The following is a 20,426-nucleotide window of genomic DNA, read 5'->3' as shown; positions in this document are numbered from 1 at the left end:
TACCTTCGTGCGACGGACACGGGCCTTGTCGCCCGTGTCTTCGTGCGGGGGTCGCGGGCACTCGCGCGTACCGTCGTCCGTTGGAAGGGGGCGGACGGCTCCGTCCCACACGTCATGCACCACCTGTACCTGGAGGCACCCAGCGATGTCGGTTCCGCAGCTCAGCGCCGAGCAACGCGGCGAGGAGATCCTCGCCGTCTTCGACACCGCCTTCGGCGAGCTGCTCGCCGCCGACCCGGCCGCGTTCCGCGTGAAGTTCCGCAAGATGGCGGCCTCCGCCTTCGCGTTCTACCGGGGCACGGCGTGCCTCTTCTACCACGACGTGCACGCCGAGAAGCGCGGCGGTCCCTATCTGGACGAACGCACCTCACGCGTGTGGATCCACGGCGATCTGCACGCGGAGAACTTCGGCACGTACATGGACTCCACGGGCCGCCTGATCTTCAACGTGAACGACTTCGACGAGGCGTACGTCGGCCCCTTCACCTGGGACCTGAAGCGCTTCGCCGCCTCCATGGCGCTGATCGGGTACGCGAAGGCGCTCAGCGACGGGCAGATCACCGAGCTGGTCAAGATCTACGCCGCGGCCTACCGCGAGCGCATCCACGCCCTCGCGACCGGCGCCAAGCAGGACGAGGTGCCGCCCTTCACCCTGGACACCGCTCAGGGCCCGCTCCTGGACGCGCTGCGCGACGCCCGCTCCCTCACCCGCTTCGGGCTGCTGGACTCGATGACCGAGATCCGCGACTTCGAGCGCCGCTTCGCGCCGGGCGGTGGCTCCATCGAGCTGGACGCGGCCACCCGCTACAAGGTGCTCGCGGCCTTCGACGGCTATCTGGAGACGCTGCCGGAGTCGTCCCTGGCCCGTCCGGACTCCTACCGCGTCAAGGACGTCGTCGGCCGCCGCGGCATCGGCATCGGCTCCGCGGGCCTGCCGTCGTACAACATCCTTCTCGAGGGCAACAGCGACGCCCTGGAGAACGACGTCGTGATCTACATCAAGCAGGCCCAGACCCCCGCCGTCTCCCGGCACATCACCGACCCGGCGATCCGCGACTACTTCCAGCACGAGGGCCACCGCACGGTGATCTCCCAGCGCGCCCTGCAGGCCCACGCCGACCCGTGGCTGGGCTGGACCGAGCTGGACGGCTCCGGCCAGCTGGTCGCCGAGGTGTCGCCGTACGCCGTGGACCTGGACTGGAGCGACATCGACGACCCGGAGGAGATCGCGGCCGTCGTCGCCGACCTGGGCCGGTCCACGGCCACGATGCACGCGGCGGCGGACGACCAGTCCGGAGAGTCCCTGGTGCCCTTCTCCACGGAGCGGGCCATCGACGCGGCGATCGCAGCCGACGAGGCAGGCTTCCCGGAGCTGCTGGTGGACTTCGCACACGGGTACGGGGCGCGTACGCGTGCCGACCACCAGATCTTCGTGGACCTGTTCCGCAACGGGCAGATCCCCGGCCTCTGAGCCGGCCCCGCCCGTCCCGCACAACGCTCCCGTAACGCATCCGGCCCTTTAAGGGGCCCTTACGGGAGCGCATGCGACACTCTCCACGCTATGGACATATCCGGGACCCAGCTCAGAGCCGTGCGCGCGGCGCTGTTCACGGCCGTGGTCGTGACGCTCAGCACCGCGTCGCACGTGCTGCTGTCCGAGGTCCCGCTCCCGACGGCGGCGGTGGCCGCGACCGCCGCCGCCGTCTTCGCCGTCGCGTACATGCTGGCGGGCAGCGAGCGCGGCTTCGGGAAGATCGCCGCCCTGCTGGTCCCCCTGGAGCTCACCGCCGACACCCTGTTCACCACCGGCCAGCGTGCCTGCTACGGCCCGGCGGGCGGCCCGGTCACCGGTCCGCTGCACTCGGTCGGCCTGGACGTGCTGTGCAGCGGCGGCAGCGTGGGCAGCCCGCTGACCCAGGTCACCGGCACCGGCACCGACCGGGTCGCGGCCTTGCTCGCCCACTCCGACCCGGCGACCGCCTGGCTGCTGCTCGCCGCGCATGTGAGCGTGGGGCTCCTCGCCGCCGTCTGGCTGCGCCGCGGCGAGCGGGCTCTGGCCCAGTTGCTGCGCGCCGTGGCCGCGACCACCTTCCGGCCGCTCCTGGTCGCGGTGGCCGCCGTGACGGTACGGCCCGCCCCGGCGGGCCGGGCTTCGCGCCCCCTCCACCGCGTCACCACCACCCGCACCCAGCTGTTCACGCACTCCCTGGGACGGCGGGGTCCGCCGCGCTCGGCCGCCTTCGCCTGAAGCATCCGAGCACCGGAAGTCCCCCTTACACATTCCGCGCACAGCGTGTGCGCGTTTCCCATGGAGATCACCCAATGAGCAAGCGAAACAGCCAGGACGCCAAGACGGCGGCCCGTGAGCGGCTGCGTGTCGAGCGCGAGCGGCAGGCCAAGCGGGCCAAGGTCAGGCGGCAGGTCATCGTCGCCTGTTCGGTCGTCGCCGTTCTGGCCGCGGCCGGTGGCATCGGTTACGCCGTCGTCCAGGCCAACAAGCCCGGCCACTGGGAGGCCATGAAGGACGAGAAGGTCGTCGCACCGGCCAACACCACGGGCACCGACGGCACGACCGTGGTCATCGGCAAGAGCAGCGCGCCCAAGACCCTCAAGGTCTACGAGGACCCGCGCTGCCCGATCTGCGCCCAGTTCGAGCAGACGGTCGGCTCGACCGTCAAGCAGGACATCGACGCCGGCAAGTTCAAGATCCAGTACATCGGTGGCACGTTCATCGACGGCGACGCCCTCGGCAAGGGCACGATCGGTTCGCGCGGCGAGGGCTCGAAGAACGCGCTGAGCGCCATGGGCGCCGCGCTCAACGTCAGCCCCGAGGCGTTCCTCGAGTACAAGACCGCGCTCTACTCGCAGAAGTGGCACCCCGACGAGACGGACGACAAGTTCAAGAAGGACGGCTACCTCATCGAGGTCGCGAACACCGTCCCCGCGCTCAAGGACAACGCCAAGTTCCAGACCGCGGTGAAGAACGGCACCTATGACGCCTGGGCGATGGCGATGTCGAAGTCGTTCGACACCAACAAGGACGGCGTGACCGGCACCCCGAGCTTCGTCATGGACGGCAAGATACTCACCACGCCGGGCAGCCAGAACCCGCCGATGACGGTGGCCGACTTCACCTCGGTGGTCGAGGCGGCCCTCAAGGCCTGACCGACCGGCAGGGCACGGACACCAAGGGCCGTGGTGCGAGCGGGCGTTACCCGCCGCACCACGGCCCTCGTCCGTCGGGGCGCGAAGGCGCAGGACGACAACAACGGCTGCGGCAGCCGCTGTTGAACGGCGCGGTCTTCCACGACCGGATGCGATTCAACGCCGGTGGAAGAGCGGGCGAACTTTTGTCGGTCCGCCCGCTCAAGCGCCTACTGGCCAGTAATCTGAGCGCCCGTGACTAAACCAAACAGACCACTGGAGAGTGACAACTCCCTCTCCCCGCGCCGCCGTACGGTCGTCAAGGCCGCGGCCGCCACCGCCGTTCTCGGTGTTCCCCTCGCGGCCGCCCTCCCCGCCCGGGCGGCCGCCGAGGCCCCCGCCTTCCTGCACGGTGTGGCCTCCGGCGACCCGCTGCCCGACGGCATCCTGCTGTGGACCCGGGTGACGCCCGCCTCCGACGCGCTGCCCGGCTCCGGAATCGGGCCGGACACCGAAGTGAGCTGGGTCGTCGCCAAGGACAAGGCGCTGACCGACATCGTCGCCAAGGGGTCCCTCACGGCGACCGCCGCCTCCGACCACACCGTCAAGGCGGACATACGTGGCCTCGCCCCCGCCACGACCTACTGGTTCCGCTTCTCCGCCGGCGGCACCGACTCCCCCGTCGCCCGCACCCGCACGGCCCCGGCTGCCGACGCCCCGGTGCCCGGGCTCCGCTTCGGTGTGGTCTCCTGCGCCAACTGGGAGGCCGGCTACTTCTCGGCCTACCGCCACCTGGCCGCCCGCGGCGACCTCGACGCCTGGCTGCACCTGGGCGACTACATCTACGAGTACAAGAGCGGCGAGTACGGGACCCGCGGCACGGTCGTCCGCCCGCACTCCCCGGCGAACGAGATCATCACACTCGCCGACTACCGAACCCGGCACGGCCGTTACAAGACCGACCCCGACCTCCAGGCCCTGCACCACACGGCGCCGGTCATCGCGATCTGGGACGACCACGAGTTCGCCGACAACGCCTGGTCGGGCGGCGCGGTCAACCACACCGAGGGCGCCGAGGGCACCTGGACGGCCCGCAAGGCGGCGGCGAAGCAGGCCTACTTCGAGTGGATGCCGGTCCGTCCGGCGATCGAGGGCACCACCTACCGCCGGCTGCGCTTCGGCAAGCTCGCCGACCTCTCGTTGCTCGACCTGCGCTCCTTCCGGTCGCAGCAGGCGTCCACGGCGAGCGGTTCGGTCGACGACCCGGACCGCACGATCACCGGGCGCGCCCAGCTCGACTGGCTGAAGGCGGGCCTGAAGGCGTCCGACACCACGTGGCGGCTGGTCGGCAACTCGGTGATGATCTCGCCGTTCGCCATCGGCTCGCTCACCGCCGACCTGCTCAAGCCGCTGGCGAAGCTGCTGGGCCTGCCCCAGGAGGGCATCGCCCTCAACACCGACCAGTGGGACGGCTACACCGACGACCGCCGCGAACTCCTGGCCCACCTGCGCGCCAACGCCATCAGGAACACGGTGTTCCTGACCGGCGACATCCACATGGCATGGGCCAACGACGTGCCGGTCGACGCCGGCACATACCCGCTGTCGGCCTCGGCGGCCACCGAGTTCGTGGTCACCTCGGTCACCTCCGACAACCTCGACGACATCGTCAAGGTCCCCGAGGGCACCGTCTCGGCCCTGGCCTCGCCGATCATCCGCGCGGCCAACCGGCACGTCCACTGGGTGGACACCGACCGCCACGGCTACGGCGTGCTGGACATCACCGCCGACCGGGCGCAGATGGACTATTACGTCCTGTCCGACCGGACCAAGGCCAACGCCACCTCGTCCTGGACGCGTTCGTACCGCACGCGCACCGGCACGCAGACGGTCGAGCGCACCTACGACCCGGTATAACCCGGCGGATCCGTACCGCTACAGACTGTCGAGGAAGCCGAGCGCCACCCGCCAGGTGGCCTCGGCCGCCTCTTCGTCGTAGTCCGGCAGCTCCGGGTCGGTGTAGAGGTGACCCGCGCCGGCGTACCGGTAGATCTCCACGTCCGCGCCCACCCTGCCCATCTGCAGATACCAGGCGCTCAGCCAGTCGTCCGTCTCGAACGGGTCCGGCTCGGCGACGTGCAACTGGACCGGCAGCGCGTCCACCGAGGCCGTCGGCGAGATGTCCGAGGTGCCGTGCAGCAGCAGGAGTCCGCGGGCGTCGCTGTCGCCGAGCGCCAGGGTCTGCGCGGTGGCGGCGCCCAGCGAGAACCCCGCGTACACGAGTCCTCGCCCCGCGTAGGGCGCGGCGGCCAGGACCGCCCGCTTGAGCAGCCCCTCCTTGCCGATCTCGTCCTTGAAGGCCATGCCCTCCTCGACCGACTCGAAGGTGCGGCCGTCGAACAGGTCGGGAGTCCACACCTCGTGCCCCGCGGCGCGGAGCCGGTCGGCGGCGGCCCGGACGGCGGGCCGCAGTCCGTACGTCGAGTGGAAGAGCATGATGTTCATGAGGACATGGTGCCAGCCGGGACGGACGGTGCCGTCAGCAGCGCGTTCACGACGGGGCCAAGGTCACAGGTTCAGGATCCCGTGGGCCTGGTTACGTTCGAAGGCATGGAGAACGTACTGCGCCCGGTGATCGTCGTCGGCGGCACGGTCGTGCTCACACTGCTTATCGGGTGGGGCACTGACCTGCTGCTGCGCAAGGCGAACGGCCGGCACCCCGAGACGCCCCTGTGGGAGCTGCTCCGGCGCGGCCGGGTCCCCTACCAGCTCGTCCTGTGCGCGGCCCTGCTCAGAGGTTCCTACGACCAGGCGGAGGTCCTCGAGGCGCACCGGGTCGGCGTCGGGCGGACCCTGACGCTGGTGCTGATCGGTTCCGCGGCCTGGCTGGTGATCCGTATCGCGGCCGCGGTCGTCGAGACCTCGTACACCCGCTACGCCCGCGCCCATCACGACCCGGCCCGGGTCAGGCGCGTGCGCACCCAGGTCTCGCTGATCACACGCGTGGTGGCCGCGGTCGTCGGAGTGGTGGCCGCCGCCGCCATGCTGCTGACGTTCCCGGCGATGCGGGCGGCCGGAGCCTCGCTGCTGGCCTCGGCCGGCATCCTCGGCATCGTCGCCGGTGTCGCCGCCCAGTCGACGCTCTCGAATCTCTTCGCCGGGCTGCAGATCGCGTTCGGCGACATGGTGCGGCTCGGCGACACCGTCGTGGTGGACGGCGAGTGGGGCACCGTCGACGAGATCACGCTGACGTTCCTGACGGTACGGACGTGGGACGAGCGCCGGATCACCATGCCGGTGTCGTACTTCACCTCCAAGCCGTTCGAGAACTGGTCCCGGGGCAGCCCGCAGATGACCGGCATCGTGTACTTCCACGTCGACCACGCAGCGCCCGTGGAGGCGATGCGCGACAAGCTCCGCGACATCCTGCGCGAGTGCCCCGCGTGGGACGGCCGCGCCTACGGCCTCCAGGTCACGGACACGACGCCCAACACCATGCAGGTGCGAGCGCTGGTGACCGCCAAGGACGCGGACGACATCTGGACGGCCCGGATCACGGTCCGCGAGCAGCTGATCCGCTGGCTCGTCGACCAGCACCCGTACGCGCTGCCGCGGGTCAACACGGCGGAAGCGGAGCAGCCGCCGAGCCGCAACGGGCATGTGCCGCCCGGCGGGCCGGTCCACAGGGCGTACGAGACGCCGCGGACGGGCCGGGGCTGAGGTACCGCCGCGTCAGTGGCCGCGCTCGGCGCCGCCGTTCACCTGGATCACCTGAGCGGTGATGTGGCCGGCCCCGGGGGAGGCCAGCCAGTGCAGGGTCTGTGCGATGTCGCCCGGCGTGCCGGCGCGGCCGGTCGACGTCTCCGCGATGCGCTGGTCGCGTCGCGCCGGGTCCATCGGGCCGCCGAAGAACTCGGTGTCCTCGATGTACCCGGGCGCGACCACGTTCACCGTGATCCCGCGCGGACCCAGTTCCCGGGCCAGATCGAAGGCGTACGGATGCAGCGCGGCCTTGGCCGCGGCGTACGCGCCGCTGCCGGAGCCGCGGTAGGCGGCGATGGAGCTGAGGAACAGCACACGGCCGCCGGGTGAGGCGAGCCGGTCCCGCAGCGCCTCCGTGAGCAGGACCGAGGTCAGCACGTTCAGCCGGAAGTTGACGGTCCAGGTGTGCGCGACGGCCTCGAGCGGCTCCTCGACGGCGGCGCCGGGCTCAAGACCGCCGTTTCCGCCCGCGTTGTTGACGAGGACGTCCACGGTGCCGAGCCCCTCGGCCACGAACCGGGCCACGCCGCGCACCGCGTGGGGATCGCTCAGGTCGGCGGCGTAGGTGAATGCCCCGGGCACTTCGGCCTTCTCCAGTACCTCCGCCCGCCGGCCGAGGAGCAGCACCCGGTCCCCGTCCGCGGCGAACGCCCGCGCCGACGCGAGCCCGATTCCCGTCCCGCCACCGCTGATCACCACATTGCGCGCCATGATCCCGATCGTACAAAGCCGGGCGCCCGCGAACCGATTGCTCGGCCGGACCGTTCACGCGCGTCGGCCCCGCGCACCCGTCGTGGCGGTCAGCGCAGACTGCGTACGTCGAGGTGACGCAGCACCCGGTCGACGACCTCCGGGTCCGCCCCGGGTTCGCTGCGCGCCGCGAGCACCTCGTGCCGTGCCGCACTGAGCATCTCCTGCTGGATCCGGCGGAGCCGTTTGAGGCGCCTGGCACGCTGCTGGTGCGCTTCGCGCCGCTCCTCGTCCGCGAGGTCCGGGCTGATCCGCACGCCGATGTCGGAGGCCCGCCGCAGGAGTTGCTCGGACAGGTCCTCCGGCAGCTCCTCGACTTCCTCGATCTCCCTCAGCCTCCGTTTCGCCGCCTTGGCCGCGCGGACCGCCAGCCGGCGCTCGAACGCCTTCTCGCTCTCCGGGTCGGCCCGCACCCCCAGCCCCTTCACCAGCCACGGCAGCGTGAGTCCCTGGAGCACGAGCGTCGCCATGATCACCCCGAACGCGATGAAGACGATCTCGTCCCGGTCGGGGAAGGGCGACCCGTCGGCCATCCGCAACGGAATGGCCAGGGCCAGGGCCACCGATGCCACTCCCCGCATCCCGGACCACCACATCACGATGGTCTCCCGCCAGGACGTCGGGATCTCCTCGTCGTAGTCCCGGATGGCGTGAAGGCGCTTCGTCAGCCAGGTCGCGGGCAGCAGCCACACGAGCCGTACCAGCACCACGACGGCCACGATCGCGGCGGCCCAGCCGAGCAGCTCGCCCCACCGCCCGGACGCTGTGCGGATCGCCAGGGGCAGTTCGAGCCCGATCAGACCGAACGCGACCCCGGTGACCAGCGTGTCCACCACGTCCCAGAACGTGTGCCCGGCCAGGCGCATCAACACATCGTCCGGGTCCTTGGACTCGGCCAGGAACAGCGCGGTGACGAGCACGGCCAGCACACCGGAGCCGTGCAGTTCCTCGGCCAGGACGTAGGAGGCGTACGGCACCAGAAGCGTCAGGCCGACCTGCAGGGTGGCGTCGTCGAGCATGCCCAGCAGCCTGTTGGTGATCCAGCCGAGCGCAAGCCCGACGGCGAGGGCGACCACTGCGGAGAGCGCCAGTTCGAGCACGGCGCCCGGCAGCGAGAACGTCCCGCTGACCGCGACGGCGATGGCCACGTGGTAGAGCACGATCGCCGTCACGTCGTTGAACAGCCCCTCGCCCTCCAGGATCGACACCAGCCGGCGGGGCAGCCCGAGCTGTCCCGCGACGGCCGTGGCCGCGACCGGGTCGGGCGGCGCGACCAGCGCGCCGAGCACGACCGCGCCGGCGACCGGCAGCCCCGGCACGATCGTGTGGGCCACGACGGCCACACACACCGTGGTGATGAAGACCAGCGCCACCGCCAGCAGGAAGATCGGCCGCTTGTTGGCGGCGAACTGCCGCCAGGAGGTGCGGCGTACGGCGGCGTAGAGCAGCGGCGGCAGCAGGGCGGGCAGGATCAGCTCGGGCGGGATGTTCACGTTCGGCACGAAGTCGAGCAAGGCCAGCGCGATCCCGACCAGCGTCATCAGCACCGGGGCGGGCAGTTTCAGCCGGTCCCCGACCGGGACGCTGACCACGGCCCCGAGCAGCAGCAGGAGCAACAGGGCCAACTGATCCACGTCAGGCGCTCCGGGGGAGTTCGGCGTTCACACAGCGGACCCCCAGCCTGCCACGCGGCCCTCCCCACGGGGCTTTTCGGCACCTTCGGCTACAGGGTGCGCCGCATCGCTCGGTGCGCGATCCCCGCGTCGGGGAACTCGGGTCCGTAGGCCTCGTACCCCAGCCGCTCGTAGAACCCGAGCGCATGGGTCTGGGCGTGCAGGTCCACCGCCGCCAGTCCGCGCGCGCGTGCCGCGTCCTCGATCGCCCGCACCAGCGCGGCGCCCACACCGAGCCCACGCGCCTCACGGGTCACCGCGAGCCGTCCCAGGGCCCCCACGGACGGGTCGCCGCCGTTCTTCGCCGCGGCAGCCTCCCCGTACAGCAGCCGGCCCGTGCCGAGCGGCAGACCGTCCTCCCGGACGGCCAGCACATGCACGGCGCCGGGGTCGTAGGCGTCGTACTCGATGTCCTCGGGGACGCCTTGCTCACGGACGAAGACCTCCTTGCGGACCGTGAAGCACACTTCCCGGTCGGCGGGGTCCTCGGCGACCCGTATCACGTAGGCGGCGGTCATGCCCAGCTCTCCTCACGTACCTTGTCCAGCGCCTTCTGCAGGTCGGCGGGGTAGGCGCTCTCGAACTCCACCCACTGTCCGTCCGCCGGGTGCTCGAAGCCGAGCCGCACGGCGTGCAGCCACTGGCGGGTCAGGCCGAGCCGCTTGGCGAGCTTCGGGTCCGCGCCGTACGTCAGGTCACCGACGCAGGGATGACGGTGCGCGGCCATGTGGACCCTGATCTGGTGGGTGCGCCCGGTCTCCAGCTTGACGTCGAGCAGGGAGGCCGCGCGGAAGGCCTCCACCAGGTCGTAGTGGGTGACCGAGGGCTTGCCGTCGGCCGTGACCGCCCACTTGTAGTCGTGGTTCGGGTGGCGGCCGATGGGCGCGTCGATGGTGCCGCTGGTGGGGTCGGGGTGTCCCTGGACGAGAGTGTGGTAGCGCTTGTCGACCGTGCGCTCCTTGAACTGGCGCTTGAGCGAGGTGTACGCGCGCTCCGACTTGGCCACGACCATCAGACCGGAGGTGCCGACGTCGAGCCGGTGCACGATGCCCTGGCGCTCGGCGGCGCCCGAGGTCGAGATGCGGTAACCGGCGGCGGCGAGACCGCCGATCACGGTCGGCCCCGACCAGCCGGGCGACGGGTGCGCGGCCACGCCGATCGGCTTGATGATCACGACCACGTCCTCGTCGTCGTGCACGATGTCCATGCCCTCGACGGGCTCGGCGACCACTTGCACCGGCGCGGGCGCCTGCGGCATCTCGACCTCGAGCCAGGCACCCCCGCTCACCCGCTCCGACTTGCCGACCACCGCCCCGTCGACGTGCACCTTGCCCGCCGCGGCCAGCTCGGCCGCCTTCGTCCGGGAGAAGCCGAACATGCGGGAGATGGCGGCGTCGACGCGCTCGCCCTCCAGGCCGTCGGGTACGGGCAGGGTACGGATCTCGGGAAGCGTGCTCACCCGTCGAGTATGCCGGACGGGGCAGACACAGCCGTACGAGAGTCCCGGGCGCTCAGTCCTTGTGGACCGTTCCGTCCGGGTCCAGGCCGCGGAAGGACAGCAGCACGATCAGGATGCCGCCGCAGACGATCGCCGAGTCGGCCAGGTTGAAGACGGCGAAGTGCTTCGGCGCGATGAAGTCGACCACCGCCCCTTCGAAGACTCCCGGCGACCGGAAGATACGGTCAGTGAGATTGCCCAGGGCGCCTCCGAGCAGCAGGCCGAGCGCGATCGCCCAGGGCAGGCTGTAGAGCTTGCGCGCGAGTCGGGCGATCACCACGATCACGACGGCCGCGATCACCGTGAAGATGATCGTGAAGGCCTCACCGAAGCCGAAGGCCGCGCCCGGGTTCCGGATCGCCTCGAGCTTCAGCCAGTCCCCCGCGATCTCGATCGGCGCGTGGTGCTCCAGCTTGGCGACCACGATCAGCTTGCTGACCAGGTCGAGGGTGTAGGCGAAGGCGGCGACCGCGAACAGGACCGCGATCCTGCGCCTGCCCTTGGGGCGCTCGGCTGCGCCGGACCCCGACTCTCGCGGGCCGGGGCCGTCGGCGGGTGCCTGCCCGCCGGGCTGCTCCGGCCCGGCCCCCGACGCGTCTGGGATGTCCGGCGTACCGATGATGCGCTCCGCCTCTGCCACGTGAGTCCCTCAACCTAGGTGCCCTGACTGAGGACGAGACTACGACACCACCCGACTCTGCCAGATGCTCAGGAGGGGATCGTCAGCGGCGTTCCTGCTTCTGCTTGCACTCCACGCACAGCGTGGCACGGGGAAACGCCTGCATACGGGCCTTTCCGATGGGGTTGCCGCAGCTCTCGCACAGCCCGTAGGTCCCGGCGTCGAGGCGGTCCAGGGCACGTTCGGTCTGCTCGAGCATCTCGCGCGCATTGGCGGCGAGCGCCAGCTCGTGCTCGCGCGTGATGTTCTTCGTGCCGGTGTCCGCCTGGTCGTCGCCCGCGCCGTCCCCGGAGTCGCGCATCAGGCCGACCAGCGCCTGCTCGGACGCGTCGAGCTCACCGCGCAGCCGCGCCTCGTCCGACTCCAGCTCCGTGCGCGCCTCGGCCACCTCCTCGGCGGTCCAGGGGTCCTCGCCGGGGCGCACCGCAAGCTCGCCGGGCTCCGCGGCGACGACCCGTGCCTTGGGGACCGCGGTGGGGTTCTTCGCCGCTGTGGCCGTGCCAGGTGTCTTCTTCGCAACCACCGTCGTGGCTCCCGTCTGCTTCGCGGCCTTCGCGACGCCCGCCTTCTTGGCCGTGCTCTTCTTGGCCGCACTCCCTGTGGGCGTGCTCTTCGTGGTGCCGCCTTTCGCGGCGTTCTTCGCGGCAGCGGCCTTCCGAGGGGCCGCCTGAGGTGCGGCGGTCTTCCCGCCGGCCGCCTTCTTGTTGGTCGCCTTCTTGCCGGGGGGCCTCTTCGCCGCCGTCTGCTCGGCGGCCGCCTTCTTGGCCGCCGTCGCCTCGGCGGCGGGCTTCTTCGCCGCTGCCGCCCGGTCGACGGCGCTCGGGGCCGCCTTCTTGGCAGCGGGCTTCTTCGCCGCTGTCGCCTTCTTCACGACGGTGCTGGTCACGGCTGCCTCCTTGGCGACGGACCTCTTCGCTGCCGGCTGCTTCGCCGCCGCCTTCCTCACGCCGGCACCGGCCTCCGCTGCCTCCTTGCCGGCCGCCTTCCTCGCGACCGGTTTCCTGGGCCCGCCTTTCTCCTCGGCCGCCTTCTTCGACGGGACCGCTTTCCCGGCCGTCCCGGCAGGGGTCCGCTTCCCGGCAGCCGCCTTCTTGCCGGCCGCCTTCTTGCCGGTTGCCTTCTTGCCGGTTGCCTTCCTCGCGGGACTCCTCTCGGCGGCCGACGTGGTCTCGCCCGTCTGGGAGACCGGTTTTCCACCCGTCGGCGTGGTGGCCACCGCCTTTCCCGCGGCCGCCGAACGAGCGGCGCCCGTGGTGGAGGCCGTCCTGCCGACGGTAGTCCTGGCGGCGGCCGTCTTCCTCCCGGCTGCCGTCCGGTCGGCCGTCCGCTTGCCGGAGGCCGCCTTTCCAGGCGTCTTCGTCGAGGCCGCCTCGGCCGCCGTCGCCGCGGACGTCCCCTTCGGGGCCTTGGCTCCCGTGGAGGCCGCCCTCCCGGCGGTCGGACCCGCCGTGGAGTCCGCCCGCCTGGCCGTCGCCCTCGCCCCGGCCTTCTTCGCGGGACCCGCCGCTTCCGACGACGCCCCCTTCGCCGCACCCGCCGCCCGTGGGGCCTTTCCCTCCTGGGCCACCGCCTCCGCGATCCGCGTCTTCCCCGCAGCGGTCCGCCCGGCAGACGTCCTGGCGGCGACCCTCCCTCGGCCGCCCCCGGAGACCTTCCCGGCACTGTGCGGGTTCCCGGCCGGCGCCCGTCGCCCCGTCGCACCCGTGCGTCCCCGTGCCGCCGTCCGGGCGATGCCCGGCTTCTCCTTCCCGACCTCGGTGCCTGCCCCTCTCGGAGCCACGCCGACAGCCGCGCCCAGCCTCTTGACCAGCCCCGCCGTCCGGCTCGCCAGAGTCCTCCCGCGCGTGTCCTTGGACAGCGAGTCGCCGGAGGCGGCCGCATCCGAGGTTCTGCCGGACGCGGACTGCTGTACGGCGGTCTTTTTCGCCACCATGGGAGCAGCCCCTTCACATATTGTGATCTTGCGCGCGAATCGTGCTGGGACGATAAATCGACTTCCGGTCCGCGGCAACGGGGCACGCCAACGATTCGCCCGCCGCGCGCGTGCCGCACGGCGAGCCTGCATCCGTTGTGCCCAGCTCTCCGCCGGGTAATCCGCCGTCTCCGGCGTCCTGTGCGATCCGGGAACCCGCGCCGCGCCGTTCGGGGCATCGGCAAGCAGATGCGTCCCCAGGCCACGGGAGGGAAATCCGGTCGGCCGCCGTCCGTGTGGCGCCGTACACTGGGCGGAGCGAAAAGCGTGGATGGGGACGAGTAGCGGCGTACGCAGCCATGAGCGACCCGGGGACGGTGGAAGCCCGGGGGCGAGCGCGACGTGAACATCACCCCGGAGCCGCCGGAAGAAAGCCTTGGACAGTGGGCTTCGCCCACGGGACGGCCAGGGCCGGTAGAACCGGCATCGCGATCCCAATGAGGGGGTTCACCGGCGCGTTCGGCGCACCGGGGAGCCAAGGAGGGTGGTACCGCGGGAGCGCGCCGCACAGGGCGTACGGAGAATGCACGACATTCCCGGCTCTCGTCCCTCCGACGGAAGGCAGCACATCCGCCGGAGGAAGATCGATGACGCAGTACCGCCAGGTGCCCGCCCAGGTCGACCTGCCCGCGCTCGAGCACGCGGTGCTCGACTTCTGGCGCGAGCAGAAGATCTTTGCCAAGAGCCTGGAGCAGTCCGAGGGCCGCCCCGAGTGGGTGTTCTACGAGGGCCCGCCCACCGCCAACGGCATGCCGGGCGCTCACCACATCGAGGCCCGCGTCTTCAAGGACGTCTTCCCGCGCTTCCGCACCATGCGCGGCTACCACGTGGCCCGCAAGGCCGGCTGGGACTGCCACGGCCTGCCGGTGGAGCTGGCGGTCGAGAAGGAGCTCGGCTTCAGCGGCAAGAAGGACATCGAGGCGTACGGCATCGCCGAGTTCAACGACAAGTGCCGCGAGTCCGTGCTCCGCCACACCGACGCGTTCTCCGAGCTGACGACCCGTATGGGCTACTGGGTCGACCTCGACGAGGCGTACGTCACGATGGAGCCCGAGTACATCGAGTCCGTGTGGTGGTCGCTGAAGGAGATCTTCAAGAAGGGCCTGCTGGTCCAGGACCACCGCGTGGCCCCCTGGTGCCCCCGCTGCGGCACGGGCCTGTCGGACCACGAGCTGGCGCAGGGCTACGAGACGGTCGTCGACCCGTCGGTCTATGTCCGTTTCCCGCTGACCTCCGGCCCGCTCGCCGGTGAGGCCGCCCTCCTGGTATGGACCACGACCCCGTGGACCCTGGTCTCCAACACCGCGGTCGCCGCGCACCCCGAGGTCACCTACGTCGTCGCGACGAACGGCGAGGAGAAGCTCGTCGTCGCCGAGCCGCTTGTCGGCAAGGCACTCGGCGAGGGCTGGGAGACCACGGGCCAGACCTTCACCGGCGCCGAGATGGAGCGCTGGACGTACCGGCGTCCCTTCGAGCTGGTCGAGTTCCCCGAGACCCCGGGCGGCACCCACTACGTGGTGAACGCCGAGTACGTCACCACCGAGGATGGTACGGGTCTGGTCCACCAGTCCCCCGCCTTCGGTGAGGACGACCTCAAGGTCTGCCGCGCCTACGGCCTGCCCGTCGTCAATCCGGTGCGCCCCGACGGCACGTTCGAGGAGGACGTCCCCCTGGTCGGCGGGGTCTTCTTCAAGAAGGCGGACGAACGGCTCACCGAGGACCTCCAGCAGCGCGGACTGCTCTTCAAGCACATCCCGTACGAGCACAGCTACCCGCACTGCTGGCGCTGCCACACCGCCCTGCTCTACTACGCGCAGCCGTCCTGGTACATCCGCACCACGGCCATCAAGGACCGCCTGCTCGAGGAGAACGAGAAGACCAACTGGTACCCGGAGACGGTCAAGCACGGCCGCTTCGGCGACTGGCTGAACAACAACATCGACTGGGCGCTCTCCCGCAGCCGCTACTGGGGCACCCCGCTGCCGATCTGGCGCTGCGAGGACGACCACCTCACCGTCGTGGGCTCCCGCGCCGAGCTCACCGAGCTGACCGGCACCGACCAGTCCGAGCTCGATCCGCACCGCCCCTTCATCGACGAGGTCACCTTCGGCTGCCCGCAGTGCGGCAAGACGGCCACGCGGGTGCCCGAGGTGATCGACGCCTGGTACGACTCCGGCTCGATGCCGTTCGCGCAGTGGGGCTACCCGTACAAGAACAAGGAACTGTTCGAGTCCCGTTACCCGGCCCAGTTCATCTCCGAGGCCATCGACCAGACCCGCGGCTGGTTCTACACGCTGATGGCGGTCGGCACGCTGGTCTTCGACAAGTCCTCGTACGAGAACGTGGTGTGCCTGGGCCACATCCTCGCCGAGGACGGCCGCAAGATGTCCAAGCACCTGGGCAACATCCTGCAGCCGATCCCGCTCATGGACCAGCACGGCGCGGACGCGGTGCGCTGGTTCATGGCAGCGGGCGGCTCACCGTGGGCGGCCCGCCGCGTGGGCCACGGCACCATCCAGGAGGTCGTCCGCAAGACGCTGCTGACCTACTGGAACACGGTCGCCTTCCAGGCGCTGTACGCCCGCACCTCCGGCTGGGCGCCGAGCGAGGCCGACCCGGCCCCGGCCGACCGCCCGGTGCTGGACCGCTGGCTGCTCTCCGAGCTGCACGCGCTCACCGACCAGGTGACCCAGGCTCTGGAGTCGTACGACACCCAGCGCGCCGGCAAGCTCCTGTCGGCCTTCGTGGACGACCTCTCGAACTGGTACGTCCGCCGCTCGCGCCGTCGCTTCTGGCAGGGCGACAAGTCGGCGCTGCGCACGCTGCACGAGGTCCTCGAGACGGTCACCAGGCTCATGGCGCCGATCACCCCGTTCATCACCGAGCGGGTCTGGCAGGACCTGGTGGTGCCGGTGACCCCGGGCGCCGTGGAGTCCGTGCACCTGGCGTCCTGGCCGGAGGCGGACCTGTCCGCGATCGACCCGGAACTGTCGAAGCAGATGGTGCTGGTCCGCCGCCTGGTGGAGCTGGGCCGTGCCACGCGTGCGGAGTCGGGCGTCAAGACGCGCCAGCCGCTGTCCCGCGCGCTGATCGCCGCGGCCGGCTTCGACACCCTGGACGGGGAGCTGCACTCGCAGATCACCGAAGAGCTGAACGTCGAGGCGCTCGCCTCCCTCGCCGAAGTCGGCGGCTCGCTGGTCGACACCACGGCGAAGGCGAACTTCCGCGCGCTGGGCAAGCGCTTCGGCAAGCGCGTCCAGGATGTGGCCAAGGCCATCGCGAACGCCGACGCGGCGGCGCTGTCCCTGGCGCTGCGCGAGGGCACGGCGTCGGTGGACGTCGACGGGGAGAGGGTCGACCTGGCCCCCGACGAGGTGATCATCACGGAGACCCCGCGCGAGGGCTGGTCGGTGGCGTCCGACGCCGGCGCGACGGTCGCCCTCGACCTGGAGATCACCGAGGAGCTGCGGCAGGCGGGCCTCGCCCGTGACGCGATCCGGCTGATCCAGGAAGCCCGGAAGAACAGCGGCCTGGACGTCGCCGACCGGATCGCGCTGCGCTGGACCGCGACGGACCCGGAGGTCATCGCGGCCCTGAGCCGGCACACGGAGCTGCTAGCCGAGGAGGTGCTCGCCACGGACTTCGCCCAGGGCGAGGCGGACGACAGCTACGGTGAGCCGTTCACCGACGAGTCCCTGACCCTCGCCTTCCGCCTGCGCAAGGCGTAGCGGCACACGCGAAGGCCCGGGCCACCGAAAAAATCTTGGTGGGCCCGGGCCTTCGGCGTTGCGTACGCACGCACAACCGCTCCCACACTCGAACACAGAGGGCATAACCCCCGAACGCGCGTAGCAACAGGGCGGGGCTCCGGATCGAATCCGGAGCCCCGCCCTGAATGTTGCCGACGCCTACGGCCTGGTCGTTCCCGTCAGTTGTCGTCCTCGTCGATGAGGAACCCGCGCATCGGCGAGGGTGCCTGACCCATCGGCCCCGGACCCTGCGGACGCACCGGCGCCATTGGCTGGGTCATCGCCGGGGACATCTGCTGCTGACCGCCGTAGGACGGAGCAGCCGGACCACCGTGACCGTGACCGCCCATCGCCTGGTTGCCGCCGTACGACGGGGCGCTCGCCCCTGCGGGAGCCATCGAGGGCGCCGCCGGCGACGGCAGGGAGGGCGCGGCCGGGGTGCGCGGCGGGGCCAGCGAGTCGTCGGCCTGGGTCTCCAGCTGGCGCAGCTGCGACTCCAGGTACGACTTCAGCCTCGTGCGGTACTCGCGCTCGAAGCCACGCAGGTCCTCGACCTTGCGCTCCAGCGTGGCGCGGGCGGACTCCAGGGAGCCCATCGCGACACGGTGCTTCTCCTGCGCGTCCCGCTCCAAGGCGTCGGCCTTGGCACGGGCGTCGCGCTCCAGACCCTCGGCGCGGCTGCGGGCCTCGCCGACGATCTTGTTGGCCTCGGAGCGGGCCTCGGCGATCGCCTGGTCGGCGGTCTGCTGGGCCAGCGAGAGGACACGCGCGGCGCTGTCGCCGCCAGGGCCCTGACCGGGCATGCCCGGACCGCCCATGGGGCCGCCCATGGGGCCGCCCATCGGACCGCCCATGGGCCCACCCATCGCCTGCTGCATCGGGGGCTGGCCCATCGGCCCCGGACCCATCGGACCCTGGCCCATCGGGCCGGGACCCTGCGGACCGCCCGGTCCACCCGGACCGGGGGGCAGCTGCGGGGCACCGCTCGGCAGCTGGGGCGGGCCACCCATGGGGCCACCCATCTGCTGCTGCGGCGGGCCCGATATCCCGGCGGGGACGGGAGCACCCGGACCGCGCATGCCCTGCGGCTGGTCCTGCGGCTCCGGGGGCTTGCGCATGTTCTGCTGGTTCTGCGCCGCGGCACGCGTGGCAGCAGCAAGCTTGGCGCGCAGGTCCTCGTTCTCCCGCAGCAGGCGGGTCAGTTCGGATTCGACCTCGTCGAGGAAGGCATCGACCTCGTCCTCGTCATAGCCTTCTCGGAGGCGGACGGTCGTGAACTGCTTGTTCCGCACGTCCTCGGGGGTCAACGGCATCTCTTCACCTCAACGTAGTCATCGGCAGTCGGCAAGACCGTATCGTCCACATTCACCTCGCGAGGCTGCCCACGATGGAGATCAGGATGTAGACGATGATCATCAGAACGAAGAAGGACAGGTCAAGCGCCACGCCCCCGAGACGCAGCGGCGGAATGAACCGCCGCAGAAGCTTCAACGGTGGATCGGTGACAGTGTAGGTGGCCTCCAGAACGACCACCATCGCCTTGCCGGGTTGCCATGAGCGGGCGAACTGGAAGACGTAGTCCATGACCAACCGGAAAATCAGCACGACGAGGAAGCACATCAGCACGATGTAGACAACCTCCAGGAACACGCCCATGATCCGTGTGCTTCCCTCTCCCCTGTTCCGCGCTCTCTCCGGTGGTGCTCTCAGCTCTGGTTGAAGAACCCGCCCTCTGCGATGCGGGCCTTGTCCTCCGCCGTGACATCGACGTTAGCAGGAGACAACAAGAACACCTTCTGCGTCACCCGCTCGATACTTCCATGAAGACCAAACACCAAACCGGCCGCAAAGTCGACAAGTCGCTTCGCATCTGTGTCATCCATCTCAGTCAGATTCATGATCACCGGCGTGCCCTCACGGAAGTGTTCCCCGATGGTACGGGCCTCGTTGTAGGTCCGGGGGTGAAGCGTGGTGATCCGGTACGGCTCTCGTTCGGACACGACCTTGGGCATGATCACCGGCGCGCTCTTCTCCAGACTCTGACGTTCTTGTGTGATGGACGCCACGGGCGCGATGCGAGCCGGACGCCCTGATTCCGTGGGTAGCGAAGCCGATTGGGGTGCCGGATCGCGCGGTGCCGGCGGCTGCACCATTCGCACCGATTCGTCCCTTTGAGACTGAAGTGCCTGGTGTGACTGGTGAGACGGATCATGCCGCCTGCGATCCCGCTCCGACTCCGGGTCGAGCTCGGGCTCGAAGTCGTCGTCGGGGTCGAAGCCCCGGCCGTCGTACCCATCGTCCTCCACGAGGCCGAGGTAGACCGCCATCTTGCGCATCGCGCCGGCCATGCTCTGAGTCCTCCGCTCTGTGGTGGATCTGCTGACGACTGCCAAGTGCCTGCGATCCACGAGGTCGTTATGCCCGTCTATGGGCGGTAATGACCATATTTTCTGCTGTGGTCCGACTTCTTGGCGACGTTACCCGAGCCTGGGGCGGACTCCGAGTACCGCAGTGCCGACGCGCACATGTGTCGCCCCGGCGGCCACGGCCTCCTCGAGGTCCGCACTCATTCCCGCCGAGACCATGGTTGCAGCCGGATGGGCTCGGCGCAGGCCGGTCGACAAATCCATCAACCGTCCGAACGCCGCCCGTTGACGCCCCGCGTACTCTCCGGTGAGCGGCGCGACGGTCATCAGCCCGTCCAGCCGCAGTCCCGGAGCGTCCGCGACAAGGTCGCCCAACTCTTCGATTCCCGGGGGCGCCACGCCCCCGCGCTCTCCGCGCTCACTCTCGTCCGCGTCGAGCGCGACCTGGATGAGGCAGCCCAGCTCGCGGCCGGTCCGCACGGCCTCCTTCGAAAGCGCCGTGACGAGCCGGGAACGATCGACGGACTGCACGAAATCCGCGTAACCGACCACGGATCGCACCTTGTTGGTCTGCAACTGACCGACAAAATGCCATCTGAGCGGCAGATCCGAGCAAGCGGCCGCCTTGGGCGCCGCGTCCTGGTCGCGGTTCTCGGCGACGTCCCGGACGCCCAGTTCCGAGAGAATGCGCACATCGCTCGCGGGATAGGTCTTGGTGACCACGATCAGGGTCACCTCCTCGCGCTTACGCCCCGCGGCCGCGCACGCAGCCGCGATGCGGTCCTCGACCTTCGCGAGGTTCGCGGCGATTTGATGCTTACGGTCCGTCATGC

At 70.5% G+C, this 20,426-nt stretch carries 18 protein-coding genes; 7 read left to right on the top strand and 11 right to left on the bottom strand.

Annotation, left to right across the window (positions count from 1 at the left end; translation table 11 throughout):
* The first annotated feature begins 145 nt into the window (after window positions 1–145).
* From ACQEXA_RS40065 to ACQEXA_RS40050, 4 genes are all read left to right on the top strand, one after another.
* Window positions 146–1,471, top strand: coding sequence for a DUF2252 domain-containing protein (locus tag ACQEXA_RS40065; protein ID WP_432926634.1), 1,326 nt, complete (start codon window positions 146–148; stop codon window positions 1,469–1,471).
* A gap of 90 nt (window positions 1,472–1,561) precedes the next feature.
* On the top strand, window positions 1,562–2,248 hold the full coding sequence (locus tag ACQEXA_RS40060; RefSeq protein WP_433132483.1) for a hypothetical protein: 687 nt from the start codon (window positions 1,562–1,564) through the stop codon (window positions 2,246–2,248).
* 74 nt (window positions 2,249–2,322) lie between these two features.
* Entirely contained in the window at window positions 2,323–3,165 is an 843-nt protein-coding gene (locus tag ACQEXA_RS40055; protein WP_432926638.1) for a thioredoxin domain-containing protein, read from the top strand.
* Window positions 3,166–3,399: 234 nt separating this feature from the next.
* The gene (locus ACQEXA_RS40050) at window positions 3,400–5,061 is read left to right on the top strand and encodes an alkaline phosphatase D family protein (protein WP_432926640.1); all 1,662 of its coding nucleotides are present in this window, start codon (window positions 3,400–3,402) and stop codon (window positions 5,059–5,061) included.
* Window positions 5,062–5,079: 18 nt separating this feature from the next.
* Here ACQEXA_RS40050 and ACQEXA_RS40045 read toward each other — a convergent pair whose 3' ends face one another.
* Window positions 5,080–5,649, bottom strand: a complete 570-nt coding sequence (locus ACQEXA_RS40045) for a dienelactone hydrolase family protein (protein WP_432926642.1) — start codon at window positions 5,647–5,649, stop codon at window positions 5,080–5,082.
* Between the two features lie 105 nt (window positions 5,650–5,754).
* On the opposite strand from ACQEXA_RS40045, the gene ACQEXA_RS40040 reads away from it, so the two are divergent.
* A complete protein-coding gene (locus ACQEXA_RS40040; RefSeq protein WP_432926644.1) occupies window positions 5,755–6,864 on the top strand; it encodes a mechanosensitive ion channel family protein in 1,110 nt (369 codons plus the stop codon).
* 12 nt (window positions 6,865–6,876) lie between these two features.
* On the opposite strand, the gene ACQEXA_RS40035 is transcribed toward ACQEXA_RS40040, so the two are convergent.
* The 6 genes from ACQEXA_RS40035 to ACQEXA_RS40010 form a co-directional block, all read right to left on the bottom strand.
* Window positions 6,877–7,617: an SDR family NAD(P)-dependent oxidoreductase gene (locus ACQEXA_RS40035; protein WP_432926646.1), complete on the bottom strand. Its 741-nt coding sequence runs from the start codon at window positions 7,615–7,617 to the stop codon at window positions 6,877–6,879.
* A gap of 89 nt (window positions 7,618–7,706) precedes the next feature.
* Window positions 7,707–9,290, bottom strand: coding sequence for a Na+/H+ antiporter (locus ACQEXA_RS40030; RefSeq protein ID WP_432926648.1), 1,584 nt, complete (start codon window positions 9,288–9,290; stop codon window positions 7,707–7,709).
* An 89-nt stretch (window positions 9,291–9,379) separates the two neighbouring features.
* Window positions 9,380–9,847, bottom strand: coding sequence for a GNAT family N-acetyltransferase (locus ACQEXA_RS40025; RefSeq protein ID WP_432926650.1), 468 nt, complete (start codon window positions 9,845–9,847; stop codon window positions 9,380–9,382).
* Window positions 9,844–10,788, bottom strand: a complete 945-nt coding sequence (locus tag ACQEXA_RS40020; protein WP_359389212.1) for an RluA family pseudouridine synthase — start codon at window positions 10,786–10,788, stop codon at window positions 9,844–9,846. Before ACQEXA_RS40020 ends, ACQEXA_RS40025 begins: the two co-directional genes overlap by 4 nt.
* A 52-nt stretch (window positions 10,789–10,840) precedes the next feature.
* Window positions 10,841–11,467, bottom strand: a complete 627-nt coding sequence (gene lspA / locus ACQEXA_RS40015; protein WP_432926652.1) for a signal peptidase II — start codon at window positions 11,465–11,467, stop codon at window positions 10,841–10,843.
* 82 nt (window positions 11,468–11,549) lie between these two features.
* On the bottom strand, window positions 11,550–12,392 hold the full coding sequence (locus ACQEXA_RS40010; protein WP_432926654.1) for a TraR/DksA family transcriptional regulator: 843 nt from the start codon (window positions 12,390–12,392) through the stop codon (window positions 11,550–11,552).
* A 10-nt stretch (window positions 12,393–12,402) separates the two neighbouring features.
* On the opposite strand from ACQEXA_RS40010, the gene ACQEXA_RS40005 reads away from it, so the two are divergent.
* Together ACQEXA_RS40005 and ileS are read left to right on the top strand one after the other, a co-directional pair.
* Window positions 12,403–13,599: a hypothetical protein gene (locus ACQEXA_RS40005; RefSeq protein ID WP_433132481.1), complete on the top strand. Its 1,197-nt coding sequence runs from the start codon at window positions 12,403–12,405 to the stop codon at window positions 13,597–13,599.
* Window positions 13,600–14,065: 466 nt separating this feature from the next.
* On the top strand, window positions 14,066–17,206 hold the full coding sequence (ileS, locus tag ACQEXA_RS40000; protein ID WP_432926658.1) for an isoleucine--tRNA ligase: 3,141 nt from the start codon (window positions 14,066–14,068) through the stop codon (window positions 17,204–17,206).
* A gap of 200 nt (window positions 17,207–17,406) precedes the next feature.
* Here ileS and ACQEXA_RS39995 read toward each other — a convergent pair whose 3' ends face one another.
* From ACQEXA_RS39995 to ACQEXA_RS39980, 4 genes are all read right to left on the bottom strand, one after another.
* Window positions 17,407–18,540 (bottom strand): DivIVA domain-containing protein, encoded by a 1,134-nt coding sequence (locus ACQEXA_RS39995; RefSeq protein ID WP_432926660.1) that lies wholly within the window; start codon window positions 18,538–18,540, stop codon window positions 17,407–17,409.
* A 52-nt stretch (window positions 18,541–18,592) separates the two neighbouring features.
* Complete coding sequence (locus tag ACQEXA_RS39990) at window positions 18,593–18,883, bottom strand: YggT family protein (protein ID WP_359389193.1); 291 nt, start codon at window positions 18,881–18,883, stop codon at window positions 18,593–18,595.
* 50 nt (window positions 18,884–18,933) lie between these two features.
* On the bottom strand, window positions 18,934–19,575 hold the full coding sequence (locus tag ACQEXA_RS39985; protein WP_433132479.1) for a cell division protein SepF: 642 nt from the start codon (window positions 19,573–19,575) through the stop codon (window positions 18,934–18,936).
* Window positions 19,576–19,704: 129 nt separating this feature from the next.
* The gene (locus ACQEXA_RS39980) at window positions 19,705–20,424 is read right to left on the bottom strand and encodes a YggS family pyridoxal phosphate-dependent enzyme (RefSeq protein ID WP_432926664.1); all 720 of its coding nucleotides are present in this window, start codon (window positions 20,422–20,424) and stop codon (window positions 19,705–19,707) included.
* Window positions 20,425–20,426 lie beyond the last annotated feature (2 nt).

It is taken from the genome of Streptomyces sp. CA-106110, from assembly GCF_050936285.1.
Taxonomy (GTDB): Bacteria; Actinomycetota; Actinomycetes; order Streptomycetales; family Streptomycetaceae; genus Streptomyces.
This window is presented reverse-complemented; position numbering and strand designations above follow the sequence as displayed.